General features: G+C 66.6%; 18 protein-coding genes. 10 read left to right on the forward strand and 8 right to left on the reverse strand.

Annotation, left to right across the window (positions count from 1 at the left end; translation table 11 throughout):
- Window positions 1-12 precede the first annotated feature (12 nt).
- Complete coding sequence (locus tag AB4850_RS13880) at window positions 13-1,515, forward strand: carbohydrate porin (RefSeq protein ID WP_414440385.1); 1,503 nt, start codon at window positions 13-15, stop codon at window positions 1,513-1,515.
- A 22-nt stretch (window positions 1,516-1,537) separates the two neighbouring features.
- Here AB4850_RS13880 and AB4850_RS13885 read toward each other — a convergent pair whose 3' ends face one another.
- Window positions 1,538-2,725, reverse strand: coding sequence for a GDSL-type esterase/lipase family protein (locus AB4850_RS13885; protein WP_414440386.1), 1,188 nt, complete (start codon window positions 2,723-2,725; stop codon window positions 1,538-1,540).
- A 122-nt stretch (window positions 2,726-2,847) separates the two neighbouring features.
- Window positions 2,848-5,031: a catalase/peroxidase HPI gene (gene katG / locus AB4850_RS13890; RefSeq protein ID WP_414440387.1), complete on the reverse strand. Its 2,184-nt coding sequence runs from the start codon at window positions 5,029-5,031 to the stop codon at window positions 2,848-2,850.
- Window positions 5,032-5,505: 474 nt separating this feature from the next.
- Between katG and AB4850_RS13895 the strand changes: the two genes are divergently transcribed.
- From AB4850_RS13895 to AB4850_RS13905, 3 genes are all read left to right on the forward strand, one after another.
- Window positions 5,506-6,405 carry a LysR family transcriptional regulator gene (locus tag AB4850_RS13895; RefSeq protein WP_414442028.1) on the forward strand — a complete coding sequence of 300 codons (900 nt, stop codon included), beginning with the start codon at window positions 5,506-5,508 and terminating at the stop codon, window positions 6,403-6,405.
- 286 nt (window positions 6,406-6,691) lie between these two features.
- Complete coding sequence (locus AB4850_RS13900; protein WP_414440388.1) at window positions 6,692-7,474, forward strand: ABC transporter substrate-binding protein; 783 nt, start codon at window positions 6,692-6,694, stop codon at window positions 7,472-7,474.
- A 223-nt stretch (window positions 7,475-7,697) separates the two neighbouring features.
- Window positions 7,698-8,813, forward strand: coding sequence for a succinylglutamate desuccinylase/aspartoacylase family protein (locus AB4850_RS13905; RefSeq protein ID WP_414440389.1), 1,116 nt, complete (start codon window positions 7,698-7,700; stop codon window positions 8,811-8,813).
- A 99-nt stretch (window positions 8,814-8,912) separates the two neighbouring features.
- Here the strand turns inward: AB4850_RS13905 and AB4850_RS13910 are convergent, their stop codons facing one another.
- Window positions 8,913-9,674: a MetQ/NlpA family ABC transporter substrate-binding protein gene (locus AB4850_RS13910; RefSeq protein ID WP_414442029.1), complete on the reverse strand. Its 762-nt coding sequence runs from the start codon at window positions 9,672-9,674 to the stop codon at window positions 8,913-8,915.
- A 380-nt stretch (window positions 9,675-10,054) separates the two neighbouring features.
- On the opposite strand from AB4850_RS13910, the gene AB4850_RS13915 reads away from it, so the two are divergent.
- From AB4850_RS13915 to AB4850_RS13940, 6 genes are all read left to right on the forward strand, one after another.
- Window positions 10,055-11,197, forward strand: a complete 1,143-nt coding sequence (locus tag AB4850_RS13915; RefSeq protein WP_414440390.1) for a porin — start codon at window positions 10,055-10,057, stop codon at window positions 11,195-11,197.
- Window positions 11,198-11,399: 202 nt separating this feature from the next.
- Window positions 11,400-11,660 carry a DUF2866 domain-containing protein gene (locus tag AB4850_RS13920; protein WP_414440391.1) on the forward strand — a complete coding sequence of 87 codons (261 nt, stop codon included), beginning with the start codon at window positions 11,400-11,402 and terminating at the stop codon, window positions 11,658-11,660.
- Window positions 11,661-11,785: 125 nt separating this feature from the next.
- Window positions 11,786-12,196 (forward strand): DUF6232 family protein, encoded by a 411-nt coding sequence (locus AB4850_RS13925; protein ID WP_414440392.1) that lies wholly within the window; start codon window positions 11,786-11,788, stop codon window positions 12,194-12,196.
- 305 nt (window positions 12,197-12,501) lie between these two features.
- Window positions 12,502-12,696 carry a hypothetical protein gene (locus AB4850_RS13930; RefSeq protein WP_414440393.1) on the forward strand — a complete coding sequence of 65 codons (195 nt, stop codon included), beginning with the start codon at window positions 12,502-12,504 and terminating at the stop codon, window positions 12,694-12,696.
- Window positions 12,696-13,796, forward strand: coding sequence for a FecCD family ABC transporter permease (locus AB4850_RS13935; RefSeq protein WP_414440394.1), 1,101 nt, complete (start codon window positions 12,696-12,698; stop codon window positions 13,794-13,796). Before AB4850_RS13930 ends, AB4850_RS13935 begins: the two co-directional genes overlap by 1 nt.
- A gap of 22 nt (window positions 13,797-13,818) precedes the next feature.
- Window positions 13,819-14,652, forward strand: a complete 834-nt coding sequence (locus AB4850_RS13940) for a heme ABC transporter ATP-binding protein (RefSeq protein WP_414440395.1) — start codon at window positions 13,819-13,821, stop codon at window positions 14,650-14,652.
- An 85-nt stretch (window positions 14,653-14,737) separates the two neighbouring features.
- Here AB4850_RS13940 and ltaE read toward each other — a convergent pair whose 3' ends face one another.
- The 5 genes from ltaE to AB4850_RS13965 all read right to left on the reverse strand — a co-directional run bounded on the left by ltaE (window position 14,738) and on the right by AB4850_RS13965 (window position 18,475).
- The gene (gene ltaE, locus AB4850_RS13945) at window positions 14,738-15,754 is read right to left on the reverse strand and encodes a low-specificity L-threonine aldolase (RefSeq protein ID WP_414440396.1); all 1,017 of its coding nucleotides are present in this window, start codon (window positions 15,752-15,754) and stop codon (window positions 14,738-14,740) included.
- A 152-nt stretch (window positions 15,755-15,906) separates the two neighbouring features.
- Window positions 15,907-16,371: a MarR family winged helix-turn-helix transcriptional regulator gene (locus AB4850_RS13950; RefSeq protein WP_414440397.1), complete on the reverse strand. Its 465-nt coding sequence runs from the start codon at window positions 16,369-16,371 to the stop codon at window positions 15,907-15,909.
- Between the two features lie 837 nt (window positions 16,372-17,208).
- On the reverse strand, window positions 17,209-17,766 hold the full coding sequence (locus AB4850_RS13955; RefSeq protein ID WP_414440398.1) for a hypothetical protein: 558 nt from the start codon (window positions 17,764-17,766) through the stop codon (window positions 17,209-17,211).
- 10 nt (window positions 17,767-17,776) lie between these two features.
- A complete protein-coding gene (locus tag AB4850_RS13960; RefSeq protein ID WP_414440399.1) occupies window positions 17,777-18,145 on the reverse strand; it encodes a hypothetical protein in 369 nt (122 codons plus the stop codon).
- A 111-nt stretch (window positions 18,146-18,256) separates the two neighbouring features.
- Window positions 18,257-18,475: a hypothetical protein gene (locus AB4850_RS13965; protein WP_414440400.1), complete on the reverse strand. Its 219-nt coding sequence runs from the start codon at window positions 18,473-18,475 to the stop codon at window positions 18,257-18,259.
- Window positions 18,476-18,755: the final 280 nt, after the last annotated feature.

Below are 18,755 nucleotides of genomic sequence, written 5' to 3' on the forward strand. Positions count from 1 at the left end.
CAAGAAAATCCGATGAAGACACTCGCCCACTCCCTTCTCGCCGCCCGCCAGCCTTGCGCCAGCCACGCGGCCCCCGCCCCGCTCCGCCGGCTCGCCCGCCGCGCGGCGCTGGCCTCGGCGTTCGCCACCGCCGCCACGCTCGCCGCCACGGCCCAGGCGCAGGAAGCGGCCACGCCGCCGGCCACCGCCGCCGACGACGCCCCGGCCGCCACCGGCCTCTGGCAACGCGCCACGCTATTTGGCGACCTCGGCGGCCTGCGCCCCGCGCTCGACCAGCACGGCGTGACGCTGACATTGCAGGAAACCAGCGAATACTTCGGCAACCTGTCGGGCGGCATGCGCCGCCTCGGTGCCTACGATGGCGTGACGCAAGCGGCAGTCAGCGTGGATACCAGCAAGCTGTTCGGCCTCGCGGGCGGCACGTTCAACGTCAGTGCGCTGCAGATTCACGGCACCAACCTGACGGCCCGCGCGCTCGCCGCGCAACAGGCGATCAGCGGCGTCGAGGCACGCCCGGGCACGCGACTATGGGAGCTGTGGTACGGGCAACAGTTGGCGGGCGGCGCGGTGGACCTGCGCGTCGGCCAGCAAAGTCTCGATCAGGAATTCATGGTCAGCCAGTACGCCAGCAGCTTCGCCAATTCGACGTTCGGCTGGCCGGTGCTGCCGTCGGTCGACATGCCGGGCGGCGGCCCCGCCTACCCGCTGTCGGCGCTCGGTGCACGGCTCAAGGTGCAGGCCACGCCCGCATTGACGGTGCTGGCCGGCGTGTTCGACGGCTACCCGGGCGGCAACCCGCAGGACGACGCACAACAAACCAACCCGCACGGCACGCGCTTCAACCTGCACGACGGCGCGTTGTGGATCGGCGAACTGCAATACGCCGTCAACAAGCCGAGCGACGCAGCCGCCGGCGATGCCGATGCCGCGAAACACGCGGGCCTGCCCGGCGTCTACCGGCTCGGCCTCTGGTACGTGTCGGGGCACTTCAACGACCTGCGCGACGACAGCAACGGTGTGCCGCTGACCTCGCCCGCCTCGAACGGCATCGCGCAGACGCATCGCGGCACCTACGGCGCCTACGCGATCGGCGATCAGATGGTGTGGCGCTCGTCGAGCTACGCGGCGCGCTCGCTCGGCGTGTTCGCGCGCGTGATGGGCGCGCCCGGCGATCGCAACTCGGTGAGCCTGTCGGCCCAGGCGGGCGTCACGCTGAAGGCGCCGTTCGCGGGCCGCGACAACGACACGGCCGGGCTCGCCGTGGGCTATACGAACGCGATGCTGAACGTGGACGCCGCAGCAGGCCCGGCCTACGGCATCAGCGGCGCGACGCGCATTCACGAGACGGTGATCGAGGCAACCTATCTGTATCAGGTCGCGCCATGGTGGACGCTGCAAGGCGATCTGCAATACATCGTGCGGCCGAGCGGCGGCTACGCCGTGCAATCGGACGGCGCGGTGCGCGCGATCCGCAACGAAGTGGTGGCCGGCCTGCGCACCGTCGTGATGTTCTGACGCGGCAAGACAACGCGCGGCTTCAGGCGCCGAACGCCCCACCCACCGCGAACGCCCGCGCCGCGAAACGCTCGGCAATCCGGCGATGCGCCGCGCCGTCGGGATGCAGGCGATCCGGCAACGGCAGTTCCGCCTCGTCGGCTGCGCCGTACAGCGCGAGGCCGTCGAGGTAATGCAGATGCGGATCGTCCGCCGCGCGCTGGGCCACGATGCGCTGCAATTCACGGCGCACCACGCTCAACGTCAGCTTGCCGGCCGCGCGCTCGGCCGGGTCGCCGGTGGCGCGGAACGCCACCTTGCCCTGCGCGAGCGCCTCGGTATCGAACGCGCCGGGGCCGGGCGTTTCCTCGTGAATCGCGCAATGGATCGGCGAGATCACGAGCAGCGGCGTGTCGGGATGGCCGTCGCGGATCGTGTCGAGAAAGCCGTGCACCGCCGGCCCGAACGCACGCAGCCGCATCAGGTCGGCGTTCACGAGGTTGATGCCGAGCTTCACGCTGATCAAATCCGCGCGCATGTCGCGCATCGCGCGCGCCACGAACGGATCGAGCAGCGCGCTGCCGCCGAAACCCAGGTTGTACAACGCCACGCCGCCCGCCGCTGCCGCCAGCGCGGGCCAGATGCCGGTGGGGCTGGCCGCGTTCGAGCCTTGGCTGATCGAGCTGCCGTGATGCAGCCAGATGCGCTGCCGAGCCAGCTCGGTCGCATCGAGCGGCACGAGCGGCGCATCGCTGCGCAGCGCGGCCAGCAGCACCGTTTCGTTATGCGGCAGCCAGATCTCCACGCGCTTGTCGGCGGCAGCCAAGCCGTCGAAGCGCAGCGTGGCCGGCGTGCCCGATTCGTGTGTCGCGGCGCCGGTGCCGAGCGAGATCGTCACGGCATCGCCGCCGTCGGCGCTGGCCTGCGCCATTCGCTGCCCGTCCACCATCAGATCGAACACGCCGGGTGGCCGCGCGGGCACGCCGGCATAGCGGTAGCGCGTGGGCAACACGTCGAGTTCGAGCGCGGTGGCCTGCGTACGGAATGCGAGACGCACGCCCGAGGGCTGCGCCTCGACCATCGCGAATTGCGGATCGGTGTTCTGCGCGCGGGCGCGGGCAGGCAGGCGATGCACGCGCACGCCGCGCGGCGTGGTTTCGAGTTCGCTCGCGCCGTGCACGAGCGCGTCGGCGATCGGCGTGGCGATCGCCAGGTGGCGGGGTTGCGTCATGGTGTCGGTCTCGGAATGCGGCCGGACGCCGCCAAAAGAAAACGGCCGATCGCGAGGATCGGCCGTCTTGTCTTGCGGTGCGGGCCTGTTCTTGGCCCGGCACATGATACGCCGGCGGGCGCTTAGTTCTTGACGTCGTAGCGGTCGGCGTTCATCACCTTGGTCCACGCGGCCACGAAGTCACGCACGAACTTCTGCTGCGAATCCTCGCTGCCGTACACCTCCGACAGCGCACGCAGTTGCGCATGCGAACCGAACACCAGGTCGACGCGGGTGGCCGTCCACTTCACTTCGCCCGATGCGCGGTCGCGGCCTTCGTACGTGTCGTTCGCGTCCGAGGTGGGCTTCCACTCCGTGCCCATGTCGAGCAGGTTGACGAAGAAGTCGTTGGTCAGCGCTCCCGGACGGTTGGTGAACACACCGTGCTTCGAATCGCCCACGTTCGTGCCGAGCACGCGCAGGCCGCCCACCAGCACCGTCATTTCCGGCGCCGTCAGCGTCAGCAACTGCGCCTTGTCGACCAGCAGCTTCTCGGCCGGCACCGTGTACTTGGCCTTCTCGTAGTTGCGGAAGCCATCGGCGATCGGCTCCAGCACGTCGAACGATTCGACGTCGGTCTGCTCGGCGCTCGCGTCGCCGCGACCGGCGATGAACGGCACCGTGATCTTGAAGCCGGCCGTGGTGGCGGCCTGCTCGACACCCGCGTTACCGGCGATCACGATCAGATCGGCCAGCGACACCTGCTTGCCGTCCGCCGCCGAGGCGTTGAAATCGCCCTGGATCTTGGTCAGCACGTCGAGCACCTTGGCGAGTTGCGCCGGCTGGTTGACGTCCCAATCCTTCTGCGGTGCCAGGCGAACGCGTGCGCCGTTGGCGCCGCCGCGCTTGTCCGAGCCGCGGAACGTCGAGGCCGAGGCCCATGCCGCCGATACCAGTTCCGACACCGACAGGCCCGAGGCCAGCACCTTCGCCTTCAGCGCGCTCACGTCCTGCTCGTCGACCAGTGCATGCTCGACAGCCGGAATCGGGTCTTGCCACAGCAACTCTTCTCTCGGCACTTCCGGCCCGAGGTAGCGGGCGCGCGGGCCCATGTCGCGGTGGGTCAGCTTGTACCAGGCACGGGCGAACGCGTCGGCGAACTGGTCCGGGTTCTCGTAGAAGCGGCGCGAGATTTTCTCGTAGGCCGGATCGGCGCGCAGCGCGATGTCCGAGGTCAGCATGGCCGGCGCGCGGCGCTTTTCCTTGTCGAACGGGTCCGGCACGCTGTTCGCGCCCATCCCGCCCTTCGGCTGCCATTGATGCGCGCCGGCCGGGCTCTTGGTCAGTTCCCATTCGTAGCCGAACAGGTTCCAGAAGAAGTTGTTGCTCCACTTGGTCGGCGTCGACGTCCAGATCACTTCGAGGCCGCTGGAGATCGCATCTGCGCCCGAGCCCGAACCGAACGAGCTCTTCCAGCCGAGGCCCATCTGTTCGAGCGGAGCCGCTTCCGGCTCCACGCCGACGTGCGAGGCATCGCCCGCGCCGTGCGTCTTGCCGAACGTGTGGCCGCCTGCGATCAGCGCGACGGTTTCCTCGTCGTTCATCGCCATGCGGGCGAACGTTTCGCGGATGTCGCGCGCGGAGGCCAGCGGATCGGGGTTGCCGTTCGGGCCTTCCGGGTTCACGTAGATCAGGCCCATCTGCACGGCGGCCAGCGGGTTTTCGAGGTTGCGGTCACCGGTGTAGCGCTTGTCGCCGAGCCAGGTGGTTTCCGTGCCCCAGTAAACATCCTCGTCCGGTTCCCACGTATCGGCACGGCCGCCGGCGAAGCCAAACGTCTTGAAGCCCATCGATTCGAGTGCGACGTTGCCGGTCAGGACGATCAGGTCGGCCCACGAAATCTTGCGGCCGTACTTTTGCTTGACCGGCCAGATCAGCCGGCGAGCCTTGTCGAGGCTGACGTTATCGGGCCAGCTGTTCAGCGGTGCGAAACGCTGTTGGCCGCCACCCGCGCCGCCGCGGCCGTCGGCCGTGCGGTAGGTGCCGGCGCTGTGCCAAGCCATGCGGATGAAGAACGGGCCGTAGTGGCCGAAGTCGGCGGGCCACCACGGTTGCGACACGGTCATCAGTGCGCGCAGGTCCTGCTTGACTGCGTTCAGGTCGAGGCTGTTGAACGCTTCGGTGTAGTCGAAGCCGTCGTCCATCGGATCGGACAGGTTCGAGTGCTGATGGAGGATCTTCAGGCTCAACTGGTTCGGCCACCAGTCGCGGTTCGTGGTACCACCGCCGGCCGTGTGATTGAACGGGCACTTCGACTCATTCGACATTGTGTATTCTCCTTGATCGCAACGCTCGTCGACCCGGCTCGTGGGGAAAGAGGAACCGGGTACTGCTTAGGGTCTGTGAATACTAACGGCTCGGTTTCGCGAGCGGAAATTGGATTATTTGATCGCGGCGCATCGAAAAAACTAACGGCCGCCGATTTGCGACGCATTGTGTGACGCGCGTTCGCTCGCGGCCCGCACCGGGTGCGAGCCAGCCTAGCGAGGCTTCGTGTCGAAACGATGTCCCGCGACGACACGGTTTTTGCGCAGCGCATCAACCCCGGCACGCCATTGCGCCAACCACCCTCGCATCGATGCGACCGCAACCGAATGCGGAGCCGGCGCAATGCCCGGCGGCGGCCCGGCCAGGATTTGATACCGTTGCGATTGTGGCGCAAGACACGTTTTCTTGCGCATAAGCCTTTTTGCTTCCCCGTCGCTTCTTCCGGACCCCTGATGACCCGTATCCGCAACCCCATGAACCTTGCGCAACTGCAAGCCTTCGTCGCCGCCGCGCATCACCGCAGCCTGCGCGCCGCCGCGCGCGAACTCGGCGTCACGCAGCCGGCGATCACGCACACGATCCGCGAGATCGAGCAGGCGCTCAACGCGGAACTGCTGGTGCGCAGCGTGCGCGGCGTGGAGCTGACCGCCTGTGGCCAGGCGCTGCTGCCGCGCGCCGAGCAACTGCTCGGCGACATGCGGCGCGCGGTGGAAGCGGTCGAGCAGGTGAAGGGCGAACTGTCGGGGCGCGTGGCGGTCGGCACCATGCCGTCGATCGCGCTGACGGCGCTGCCGCGCGCCGTGCAGAAGTTCCGCGCGACGATGCCGAACGTGCATCTGCATCTGACCGAGGTGACGGTGCCGAACGCGCTGACGCAACTCGGCAACGGCACGCTCGACATCGCCGCGATCCATCACCTGCCCGCGCTCGATCGCGAGTTCGTGCAGACGCCGCTGCTGTCCACCGAGTTCGTGGTGGTGATGCGCGCCGGGCATCCGCTCGCGAAGGCGCGCAGCCTGGCCGACCTGCTCGACGCGGAATGGATCGTCACGGTCGATGCCGAGGATTTCCCGCACAGCGTGATGATGTCGATGTTCACCACCCACGGGCTGCCGTTGCCGCGCAGCCTGCTGCGCGCGCCGTCGTCGTTCTCGGTCACGCTCGGGCTGGTGTCGCGCTCGGACGTGATCGGCTGCTTCACCAAGCCGCTCGCCGACATGGTCGCGCCGCTCGGCATCCGCACCGCCGTGCTCGAGGAAACGCTGCCGGCCTACGAGTTGTCGATCCTGTCGCGCCGCGACCTGCTGCCGACGCCGGCCGTCACGCAGTTCATCGCCTGCCTGAAGCAGGCGGCGGCCGACACGCTCGGTTGAACGCCCGGGCATCGGCGCGCGCCGATTGCCATCATTTTTCGCAGCAACCACAGAAAGCTTCCTTACGTTATTGCAGAAATCTCAATAAATATCGGAACGTGGCGGGGAGCCCTCGCTATTCGGGCTTTTACTAACAACCCGCGACGTTTTTTGTCTTGATAATGTTTACCGAACGCTCGTCCACATCGGCCGGGCGTTTTATCCCGTCAGCCCGGCGGCAGCCATGCCGGGCGGAGCGCAAACGCGGCACGACCGCGCGCAAACCCACGTATAACGAGGAGTCATAGTGAAAAAAGTTCTGGCGGCCCTGACCATCTCGCTGCTTGCCGTTTCGGCCGGCAGCGCCTACGCAAAAGACTGGTCGACGGTCCGCTTCGGCGTCGACGCCAGCTACGCGCCGTTCGAATCGAAGGGCGCCGACGGCAAGTTGGTGGGCTTCGACATCGATCTGGGCAACGAAATCTGCCGCCGCATCGCCGCCAAGTGCGTGTGGGTCGAAAACGATTTCGACGGCATGATCCCGGCCCTGAAGGCCCGCAAGTTCGACGGCGTGCTGTCGTCGATGTCGATGACGCCGCAACGCGCCGAACAGATCGCCTTCTCGGCCAAGCTGTTCAACACGCCGACGCGCCTGGTCGCCAAGCAGGGCAGCACGCTGCTGCCGACGGCCGATTCGCTGAAGGGCAAGTCGGTGGGCGTCGAGCAGGGCACGATCCAGGAAACGTACGCCAAGACGTACTGGGCGCCGAAGGGCGTGACGATCGTTCCTTACCAGAACCAGGACCAGGTCTACGCCGATCTGATCTCGGGCCGCCTCGATGCGACGCTGCAAGATGCCGTGCAAGCTGAAATCGGCTTCCTGAAGACGCCGCGCGGCAAGGGCTTCGTGTTCGCCGGCAAGGACATCGACGATCCGAAGACGCTCGGCGAAGGCGCCGGCATCGGCCTGCGCAAGGAAGATACCGACCTGAAGACGAAGATCGACGGCGCGATCGTCGCGATGCGCAAGGACGGCACGTACGACAAGCTGGCGAAGAAGTACTTCGACTTCGACGTCTACGGCAAGTAATCCCGCTGCCATGCGGCATCCGACAGGCCCTGCGGGGCCTGTCGTGCTTTGTGGCGGGCGGTTTGGCGTGGTGCCTCGCCGGGCAATCGCGCCGCGCCGATTCTTTGTCGATCCCCCGCCGATTCCGGGGCTTCCCCGGGCTTTTTTCGCGCGCCACGTACAATCGTCGTTTCCTCGCTCCGGACGAACCCGCGCGGCGGCTCCCGGCCGGCCGCCCCCGATCATGCAAACGCTGACCCATCCGCTGATTTCCCCCACGCTCGGCACCGAGCGCCACATCACCAGCTTCCATTACGGTCCCCGCAGCGGGAAGAAGGTCTACATCCAGTCGTCGCTGCACGCCGACGAGCTGCCCGGCATGCTGGTCGCCACGGTGCTGCGGCGCCATTTCGCCGCGCTGGAGGCGGCCGGCAAGCTGCGCGACGAGATCGTCGTGGTGCCGGTGCCGAACCCGATCGGCCTGTCCCAGCACGTGTTCGGCGACCATCTCGGCCGCTTCGAACTGAACACGATGCAGAACTTCAACCGCAATTTCCACGATCTCGCGGCGCTCGTGATGCCGCGCATCGAGGGCCGGCTGACGGCCGATGCGGCGCGGAACCTGGCCGCCGTGCGCACCGCGACGGGCGAGGCGCTGGCCGAGCAGAAGCCGCGCACCGAGCTGGAATCGCAGCGGCTGGCGCTGCAGCGGCTGTCCTACGACGCCGACGTGGTGCTCGACCTGCACTGCGACAACGACGCCGTCATGCACCTGTATACCAACCCGGATCTGTGGCCCGACGTCGAGCCGCTCGCGCGCTACCTCGGCTCGCAGGCCTCGCTGCTCGCGCTGAATTCGGTCGGCAACCCGTTCGACGAGGTGCACAGCTTCTGCTGGTCGGAGCTGCGCGAGCGCTTCGGCAACCGCTTCCCGATCCCGAACGGGGCGATTTCGGTGACGGTGGAGCTGCGCAGCGAGCGCGAGGTGTCGTGGGAACTGGCCGAGCGCGACGCGCAGGCCATCGTCGATTACCTGACGCAGCGCGGCACCATCGACGGCACGCCCGCGCCGCTGCCGCCGCTGGCGCATCCGGCCACCCCGCTGGCCGGCGTCGAGCCGCTGGTCGCGCCGGTGTCGGGCGTGCTGGTGTTCCGCACGCCGGTGGGCATCGTGGTGGAGCCGGGCCAGGAGATCGCCGACATCGTCGATCCATTGACCGAACGTGTCGTCACGCTGAAGGCCAGCGTGCGCGGCGTGCTGTATGCGCGCCAGGTGGTGCGCTTCGCCACGGCCGGCATGGAAGTGGCCCGCGTGGCCGGCACCACGCCGTTCCGTACCGGATCGCTGCTGTCGGCCTGAGGCCGCGCGGTTCGCGTTCGCGCCAATGAAAACGGCCGGAAGGCGCGCGTGGCGCCTTCCGGCCGTTTTTGCATCTTGCCGCCTCGCGGCGAATGCCGTTCAGAACGCCGGCACGATCGCACCGGCAAACTTCGCGTCGATGAACTTGCGCACGTCGTCCGACTCGTAGGCCGCCACCAGCTTCTTGACCCACGGCTTGTCGCGATCCTGCGCGCGCACGGCGATCAGGTTCGCGTACGGCCCCTTCAGATCCTCGATCGCGATCGCATCCTTGGTAGGCGTGAGCCCGGCTTTGACGGCGTAATCGGTGTTGATCGACGCCGCGTCGAGATCGGGCAGCGCGCGCGGCAGTTGCGCCGAATCGAGCTCCACCAGCTTGATGTGCTTCGGATTCGCCACCACGTCGAGCGGCGTGGCGTTCACGCCGTTCACGCCCGCGCCCGGCTTGAGCTTGATGACGCCGTACTTCTGCAACAGCAGCAGCGCGCGATTGCCGTTCGACGGATCGTTCTGGATGCCCACTTTCGCGCCGTCGGGCAGGTCCTTCAGCGATTTGAGCTTCTTCGAATAGAAGCCCATCGGCGCGGTGTAGGTCAGCCCGACGCTGACGATCTTGTAGCCGCGCTGCTTGATCTGGCTGTCGAGAAACGGCTGATGCTGGAAGCCGTTGGCGTCGAGATCGCCCGAATCGAGCGCCGCGTTCGGCTGCACGTAATCGTTGAATTCGATCACCTTGATCTGCAGGCCGTCGTGGCCGGCCACCTTCGCCACCTCGTTCCAGATCTGCGCGTCCGGCCCGCTCATGGTGCCGATTTTCAGCGGCGCGCCGTCGGCCCAGGCCGCCGATGCGGCCGCGAACATCAGCGTGCCGCCGATCGTGGCAAGCCTCGCGAACTGCGCGAATCCGTTGGTCAAACGCGGCATGGCATCCCCTTTTTCGTGTTGATTTGCATTGAATTACGCTGAATTGGCAGCGCATCGTCGCATTTGGGGGGTCGGCCTCCAACCAAGCGTTCGTCATCTGCATCGATGACGAACCGCGAAAAGCAAAAGCCAATTCGTCATATCGGTTGCAGGTGCAACGAGCCATTCGTCTGCTGTGGTGCGGGCGCTACAAAAGCGAATTATGACAATCGCTGTCACATTCCTTGCGCCGCCCGCATGTAAAGTCCGGTCCGTTCCTTCCAAACGCCTTCAAGAGCCCCGGAACCGCACACACCTAATTTCGCTCGGAGATTGTCTTGAACAAGAAACTGTTGACCACCGCCGTCCTGGCAGCCACGGCCACCGCTGCTCACGCTCAAAGCAGCGTCACGCTCTACGGCGTGATCGATGCAGGTATCAGCTACGTTAACCACAGCTCGGTTACCGGCGGCTCGGCCAAGAATTTCAAGTATGACGACGGCGTTGCACAAGGCAGCCGTTGGGGCATCCGCGGCACGGAAGACCTGGGCAGCGGCCTGAAGGCAATCTTCGTGCTCGAAAACGGCTTCAACAGCGGCAACGGCACGCTGGGCCAAGGCGGCGCGATGTTCGGCCGTCAAGCCTACGTCGGCCTGTCGAAGAACGACATGGGCACGGTCACGTTCGGCCGTCAGTACTCCTTCTCGACCGACATCCTCGGTTCGAACTACTCGACGGGTGGCAACACGGTCGTCGGTAACTACGCTTACCACGTCAACGACATCGACCAACTGACCTCGAGCCGCATCAACAACTCGGTCAAGTTCCAGAGCGCCAACTACTACGGCCTGACGTTCGGCGCGTTGTACGGCTTCTCGAACCAGGCTGGCGCCTTCGCAGGCTCGCCGACGGTCGGCACGACGACGGGTTCGTCGCGCGCATACAGCTTCGGCGCGAACTACGCGAACGGCCCGTTCTCGATCGGCGCGGCTTACACGGACATCCGCTTCCCGGCGCTGTCGACCCCGGCATTCTCGACCGCCATCGCCAACATCTCGACGGGCACGGTCAAGGATCTGCGTACGTTCGGCGTGGGTGGCCGTTACGTCTGGGGCCCGGCAACGGCATGGCTGCTGTGGACGAACACGTCGTTCAGCGCGATCAACTCGAACGGCACGAAGTACAACGCCTACGAAGCTGGCGCAAAGTACGCTCTGACGCCGGCTCTGTCGGGCGCAGTGGGCTACACGTACACGAGCGCGTCGCAAGGCAACGCGTCGTACCACTGGAACCAAGTGAACGGTACGGTCGACTACGCACTGTCGAAGCGTACGGACGTCTACGCACTGGCCGTGTACCAGCAAGCTTCGGGCCGTGGCGTGCAAGCGCAGATCGGTTCGTCGACGAGCTACTTCGGTACGTCGGGCACGGGTTCGAAGAACCAGATCGCTGCTCGCGTCGGTATCCGCCACAAGTTCTAAGCATTCGCTTTACCCGCGAAGTACTACGGCAGAAACGTCCCGCTCCGGCGGGACGTTTTTTTTGGCCGCTCTTAAGTTTCATTTAATTCTGGATTGAGAGGATCCTCTCACCCCCCTGTTGGCCGCCTGAGCATCGGCGGCTTTTTTTTGCCCGCGTGCCCGGCGACCGTCGCCAACGGGGAAGACAGGACCGGAGGAAACGATGATCGAAGATATTGTTTTCAGCAATCTGCCCACGATACTGACGCGTGAACACGCGTTTCCGGTTCAGAGTTGCCGTGTTTCGGTAACCATGCAGCGCCCATGGGGCCGGCCGTACCGGCTCGTCGAATGGACCATGCACCTCGACGCGCCGGCTCGCCGCCGCATCGTCCCCGCCGAAAGCACCGATGTGCAGATCGCCGAGGCGGTCGCCTCGCACATCCCGGGTCGCCTGTTCGAAGATGGCGCCTCGCTGATCTGAACGCCGTTTGGCTCGTTCTCGTCGGTCAGGTTCTCTGATCGTCGTCATCCCGTCGTGCCCCGAATTCGGGCAAGCGCGACGGGAATTCTGCTACGCTCCCCGTTTTCCGCTCGGTATTTCACACTATGGAAAACCCATTCAACGAACGCGGTGTCACCGTCACGCGCAACGGGCTGTCGAGTGCGGGGCTGGTCTTTGCGCTGCGCGACATTCGCGACGTCAGCGTCGTGACCGTCAACAAGGATCGCATCGTGCCGATCGGCATTTCGCTGATCGGCGTGGCCGGCGTGATTGCCGGGGCGCTGTATGGATCGAGCGCCGGGCTGGTGATCGGCGTGATGCTGGCCGTGGTCGGCTATCTGGCCTGGATCTCCCAGGACGTCACCTACCGGTTGATCGTCGATACGGCCGAGGGCAAGCGCGAGGCCGTGGTCAGCGTCGAGCGCGAGTTCATCGAGCGCGTCTCGCAGGTCGTGCTGCAGGCGAAAGCCGCGCAGGCTGCCCAGGTCGCGACCGCGGCGGTCGCTGCGAAGTAGGCACTCACCTTTTCGTTTTCCGCCGACTGGCTTGAAAGTCGCTGATAGCTTGATGATGTGGCCCGGTGTTCCGGGCCACATGCCGTTTACGCGGCGGTTTGCCGGGAGTTCGTTCGAAGCGACTCGTCAGGCTGACCGTTAGTTGCGAGAAGGATTTGTCATCGACATTGTATTGATAATCATTCTCATTTAATATTTCAGCTTTCATGACTGTCTTTCGCCGGTTCCGACACCGGCGACACGCAAGCCAGGTGGGTCCGCCACCGAGCCAGCCACGCTCGACGCCTCGACCGGAGATCCACCTCATGCCTCGCCATCCGCTATTCCGCCGGCTGCGCCGCACCGCGCCCGCCGGCGCATTCGATCTTCAGCCCATCGCCGATCCCCATCGCGACCCGCAAGACGGCAGCGCCGATTCGGCGGCGACCTCGGCCACCGCCGCGCATCGCGACGATGCCGCCTCGCTCGCCCATCTCCCCGCCGCCAAGCCGGCCGCCTGATGCCGCCCGGCTCGACCACCTTGACGAGCGCCGGCACCGGCCCGCTCGCCGAAGCGGCCGCCTCCGACGCGATCGCGCGCCGCCGTACCACCGCGCGCCTCGTGCTGGCCGGCCTGTTCGCCGCGTTGCTGTTCGCGATGCTGGCCGCCTGCTGCATCGGCGCGTACCGGCTGACACCCGCCCAGTTCGCCGCCGCGCTGTTCACGCCCGACGCCGCGTCGCAACAGGCCCGCGCCGTCCTGCTGGAAATTCGCGCGCCGCGCGTGGTGCTGGCGGCGTTGGTCGGCATCGGCTTCGGCGCATCGGGCGCGGCAATGCAGGCGCTGTTCCGCAACCCGCTGGCCGATCCGGGGCTGGTGGGCGTGTCGAGCGGCGCGGCGCTCGGTGCGGCCGCGCTGATCGTACTCGGCCCGATGCTTGCGTCCGCAACCGTTCCGGCCGCGTGGCTGCCGGTCGCCGCGTTCGCCGGGGCGCTCGCGGTGGCCGCACTGGTCTACCGGCTCGCCGCCACGCAGGGCCGCCTCGCGCTGCCGCTGCTGCTGCTCGCCGGCATCGCGATCAACGCGCTCGCGGGCGCGGCGATCGGCCTGCTGACCTACGTGGCCAGCGACGCGCAACTGCGCTCGCTGACGTTCTGGAGCCTCGGCAGCGTGGGCGGTGCGCAATGGTCGACGATCGCCGTGGTCGCCCCGTTCGCGCTCGCGGGCACGGCCTGGCTGCTGCGCGAACGCGATGCATTGAACGCGCTGCAACTCGGCGAGGCGGAAGCGCTGCATCTCGGCGTGCCGGTGCAGCGCGTCAAGCGCGGCGTGCTGATCGCCACGGCGCTCGGCATCGGCGCGCTGGTGTCGTGCACGGGCGTGATCGGGTTCATCGGACTGGTCGCGCCGCATTGCGTGCGGCTCGTGTGCGGCCCGGACCAGCGCGTCGTGATGCCGGGGGCGGCCCTGCTCGGCGCATTGCTGGTGGTGGCCGCCGACCTGGCCGCGCGCACCGTGGTGGCGCCGGTCGAGATCCCGCTCGGCATCCTGACCGCGCTGATCGGCGCGCCGTTCTTTCTCGCGTTGCTGCGCAAGCGTCGCGGCGCGCTCGGCGGCTGATGCCGCGCCCTCGCCTTCCCTCATGCTGATCGCCGAACGACTTTCCCTCGCCCGCGGCCGCCGCGACATTCTGCGCGGGCTCTCGCTGCGCATCGCACCCGGCTCGGTCACCGCGCTGCTGGGCCGCAACGGTGCGGGCAAAAGCACGCTGCTGAAAGCGCTGGCGGGCGATTTCCACACAAGCGGCAGCGGCCTCGGCCGGCAGGTTCGCATCGACGGCCGCGTCACGCTCAATGGCACACCGCTCGATCGGCTCGGCGCGGTGCAGCTCGCACGGCTACGCGCCGTGCTGCCACAAGCGGCGCAACCCGCGTTTCCGTTTCTCGCAGAGGAACTGGTGCTGCTCGGCCGTTACCCGCATGCGAAGCAAACGGGCGCGCTCGGCACGCGCGATCATGCGATCGCGAGGCAAGCGCTCACCCTGGCCGATGCGGGCACGCTGACCGGCCGCGACGTGACGACGCTGTCGGGCGGCGAGCTGGCGCGCGTGCAGTTCGCGCGCGTGCTCGCGCAGTTGTGGCCCGACGACGACACATGCCATCCCGCCGACGCCCCGCGCTATTTGCTGCTCGACGAGCCGACCGCCGCGCTCGATCTCGCGCACCAGCATCATCTGCTGGCCACGGTGCGGCAACTGGCGCGCGACTGGCGGCTCGGCGTGCTGACGATCGTCCACGACCCGAACCTGGCCGCGCGTCATGCCGACCGCATCGCGTTGCTCGCCGACGGCGACGTGTTTGCCGAAGGCCCGCCGGCCGAACTGATGCGGCCCGAGGCAATCGAGCGCTGCTACGGCTTCGCGGTGAAGATGCTCGATGCCGGCGACGACGCGCCGCCGGTGATGGTGCCGGCCTGAACGGCGCGGCGGAAAGGGATCAGCGGTCGCGCATCCGGCGGCCGCTATACAGCTAGCTAGCTATACGCACGACGACGATGCACGCTCAAGCGCGGCGCGCCTGCGCGAAGAACGCGCCCACCGCCGCCACGAACGTATCGATGTCCTCGCCCGACACGTCGCGATGCGTGACGAAGCGCGACGCGTACAGCATCTGCGTCAGAATCCCGCGCGCCTTCAGCCAGGCTTCGAGCGCCACGCAATCGGCTTCGGGGAACTGCGCGAACACCATATTCGTAGCCTGCGACAGCACCTTGACCTCGCCGATCTGCGCGAGGCCCGCGGCCAGCCGCTCGGCATTGGCGTGATCGTCGGCGAGGCGCTCGACGTGATGATCGAGCGCGTAGAGGCACGCGGCCGCGAGCACGCCCGACTGGCGCATCCCGCCGCCGAGCACCTTGCGCCAGCGGCTCGCCGTGTCGATCAACTCGCGGCTGCCGACCAGCACCGAGCCGACCGGCGCGCCCAGGCCCTTCGAGAAGCAGATCGACACGCTGTCGAACGGCGCGCACAGCGCTTCGAGCGACACGCCGCTCGCCACCGCCGCGTTGCACACGCGCGCACCGTCGAGATGCGCCGCCAGCCCGCGGCTGCGCGCGAGCGCCGTCGCTTCGTCAACATAGCCGGCCGGCAGCACCTTGCCGCCGATCGTGTTTTCGAGCGCGAGCAGGCGCGTGCGCGCGAAGTGGTGGTCGATGGGCTTGATCGCGGCGGCGATGCGCTCGAGCGGCAGCGAGCCGTCGGGCGCGTTGTCGAGCGGCTGCGGCTGGATGCTGCCGAGCACGGCCGCGCCGCCGCCTTCGTATTTGTAGGTGTGCGCCTGCTGACCGACCAGGTATTCGTCGCCGCGCCCGCAATGGGCCATCAACGCCGCCAGGTTGCTCTGCGTCCCGCTCGGGAAGAACAGGCCGGCTGCCTTGCCGGCGCGCTCGGCCGTGACGGCCTGCAGCCGCGCGACCGTCGGATCGTCACCCCAGACATCGTCGCCCACTTCGGCGGCAGTCATGGCGGCCAGCATCGGCTGGCTTGGGCGCGTCACGGTATCGCTGCGTAAATCGATCATCAGGGGCGTCCTCGGAATGGCGCCGGCGAGCCCGGCGCAATGGATAGGAAGAATCCGAGTGTACGCACTTCGCTGCCCGGTTGGCGGGGTTCGTCCCGATCAACGAGCAGCGAAGCGAGAGAAAGGGGCGGAACCGCCCCTTCGAACCAGCATCAGATCGCGCCTTCGACCTCGCAACACAAGTTCAGCTCACGCGGCAGGCCATCGCCGTGCGTGGCGCGTTCGAGGTTGGCGTTGACGCGGCCCAACAGGCTGGCGAGCTGACGGCATTCCTCGTCGCTCAAGCCGTCGAGCCCGACGCGGCCGGCCTCTTCGAGCACCGCACGGCCGTCCGGCAGCTTCCGGGCAGCGTCGTCGGTCAGGGAAATGAGGCGGCTGCGCTTGTCTTCCGGATCGGGCACGCGGCAGACGAGGCCGTCGCGCTCCATCCGGTTCAGCAGTTGCGCCATGCTGGGCTGCTCGACCTGCATGCGACGCGCAAGCTCGGCTTGCGACAACGCGCCTGCTGCTTTCAGCAGGCCGAGAACGGGAACCTGGCTCAGCGCGAAACCGAGGTCGCGCAGGGGCCTGTCGACGACACGCGTAAACAGCCGCGTGGTCAGGCCAGCCAGCTTCAATGGATGTATTGATGAATCTTCCATTTAGCGAAGGATCTCTCGGAAAAATTTCAATTAAAAAATAGTAATCGATCGTTCAAGATTTTCCCATACCTGATTGCGAATAACGTGCAGCGCAATTGCGAAGGGACCTGAAAGTCGATTTCCCCCGTTTCCAAAAAATGGCGAGCGAAATAAGTCGGGCCGGCGGGATTCTTCATATCTATCGCCGACCGCCCACGACGTGAAATTCTGATTTCCGGAATGAAGCCGAACGCCGGGAGTGACTTCGACACGGCACGAACTCAAGTCGCCGCACGTGATGTGCCTGCGCGCGGATACCCTCAATATCGACGCCTGCGTGGCGCGTTATAGCGCACTATCCGTTCACAATTTGAGCATGATCAAGGTCTGTGTTCAGACAACAAGAAGGGGTCTGAACAAATACCTAGTTTTGGTGAGCAATTTTTCGCTTGTCGGAACAATTTCCCGATGTCTGCCTGCGGGCGCGGATGCCGCTCGAGCGAGTGGCGACTAGTTGCACATACATTTATTTTCGAGTTGCGCCGGGAATTTGAAAAAAGACATGATCCATACAAAATGTTCTCGCGAATCAATCCGGCTTGATACTGTATATCGCTTGCATTGCTTGAAATTTATTCTCTCGCCTCGCACTGCACAAAATTCCGTAATGAGAAAAGAATTACGTGAAACGATTGCGCGCATCCGGAAGGGTCGAAACCGGTCCGTAGTCGCTGCTTAATTTCATAACTATCGGCTCGAACAAAAACGGCGCAATGCCCGTTTCAGGTGCATTGCGCCGTTCCGGATGGGTTGCGCCCGGGCGGTCAGTCCGGGTCAGTCCGGTGGCGGCATGTCGGGCGGCGGCGGCGGCGTGTAGCCGCGATTGGCGCCGTACGCGCCGCCGTAACCGCCATTGCCGTAACCATCGGGCGGCGGTGCGCCGCGCACCCGGCCCGGCACCGGCACGCGGTCGCCGGCCGCGTACATGCACTGCATGTACGCGTAGTCGTAGCGGCGCTGCACGTCGTAGGCCGAGCCTTGCGCCGCACCCGCGCCCACCGCGCTGCCGGCCAGCAGCCCGACGCCCGCGCCAACCGCCGCACCGGCCCCGCCATTGAATGCCGCCCCGGCGGCCGCGCCGAGCGCGGTGCCGATCGCCGCGCTGCCCACCGCGCTGGCGGTGGCGGCCTGATTGGCCGACACGCCGCCCACCTGGTTCATCGCGTATTGGCGGCAGTTGCCGTCGTCCACCTGGAACTGGTTGAAGGTCTTGCCCGTGCCGGGCAGCGCCATCACGCTCGGCCCGGGCGGCACCACCGCGCAGGCGCTCAACAGGCCCGCGCCTGCCGCCACGAGCGCCCAGCGCCCGCAAGTTCGAATCTCGAATGTCATGGGGGCCTCGTCAGGGTTGCGGCGGGCGGGCCGGCACTTCACGCCAGCCGGACGCGCAGGTCTTCGCATACGGGTAGTAATGCTTCGACGCGTTGCAGTAGTACCAATAGCCGGGTTGCAGCGGCGGCGCGCCGGCATCCTGCTCGGGCTGCACCGGGCCGGGCGGCTGGCCCTGCTCGACGTATTCGGGCGGCGGCCCCGGGTCCATCGGCACCGCCACCAGCGGCGGCGCGTAATAGACGGGCGGTGGATACCAGTAAGGCCCCGGCCCCCAGCCCGGGCCGCCGATATACACCCCCACCCGCGCCGCATGCGCGGCACTCGTGGCGGTCACGGCGGCAAGCGCCGCGACGCCGAGCACGATTTTCAATTTGCTCACTTCACGCTCCGGAAAACGCGGGCCGTACCGCCCGCGGTTGTCGATGTCCGAGACGCTACTCGTGCGCATCACCGCTTCAGTTACGAGTGTGCGCAGGGTTCTTGCCGGTCGTTACATTCGTGACCGGCCGATGGCAAAACCGTGTCGCGCGGTCCGGCCTCGATTACCCGGTAACGCGAAGAAATATTCGGACAGCCGGCGAAGGAAAAGCGCGCGCCGGACGTGAAGGGCAATTGCAAAAGGCGCGTCGGCCAATCGAAACGCCATGGCCAGTTCGATGCCGCGCCATTCCGGTTTCCCGTGCCGACCATCGTCGACATGCGCAGCCATGAACGCGAAGCGGACGCCACGCGCTTCTCAGCGGTCGATTGCCGCAGGTGCGACGCACTACCGCATCTCGATCACGCCGCCTGCGATTTCAAAAATTTGATGCTTATCAATGCCTTATCTAGATGTTGATCAATAACAAGAATTTGGCGCGATCAAAGTGCGACTAGTTGGCACATTTCACAGCCCAGGCGCGATCACGATACTGCGTCCATCCCCGGCGTCGCAGCGTATCGCGCGGCGACGGGAGGGCCGCCCGGCACCCGCCCGCGGCCGTCGCACG

Origin of the sequence: Burkholderia sp. 22PA0106, from assembly GCF_047497155.1 — a bacterium.
In the GTDB taxonomy this organism is placed as follows: domain Bacteria; phylum Pseudomonadota; class Gammaproteobacteria; order Burkholderiales; family Burkholderiaceae; genus Burkholderia.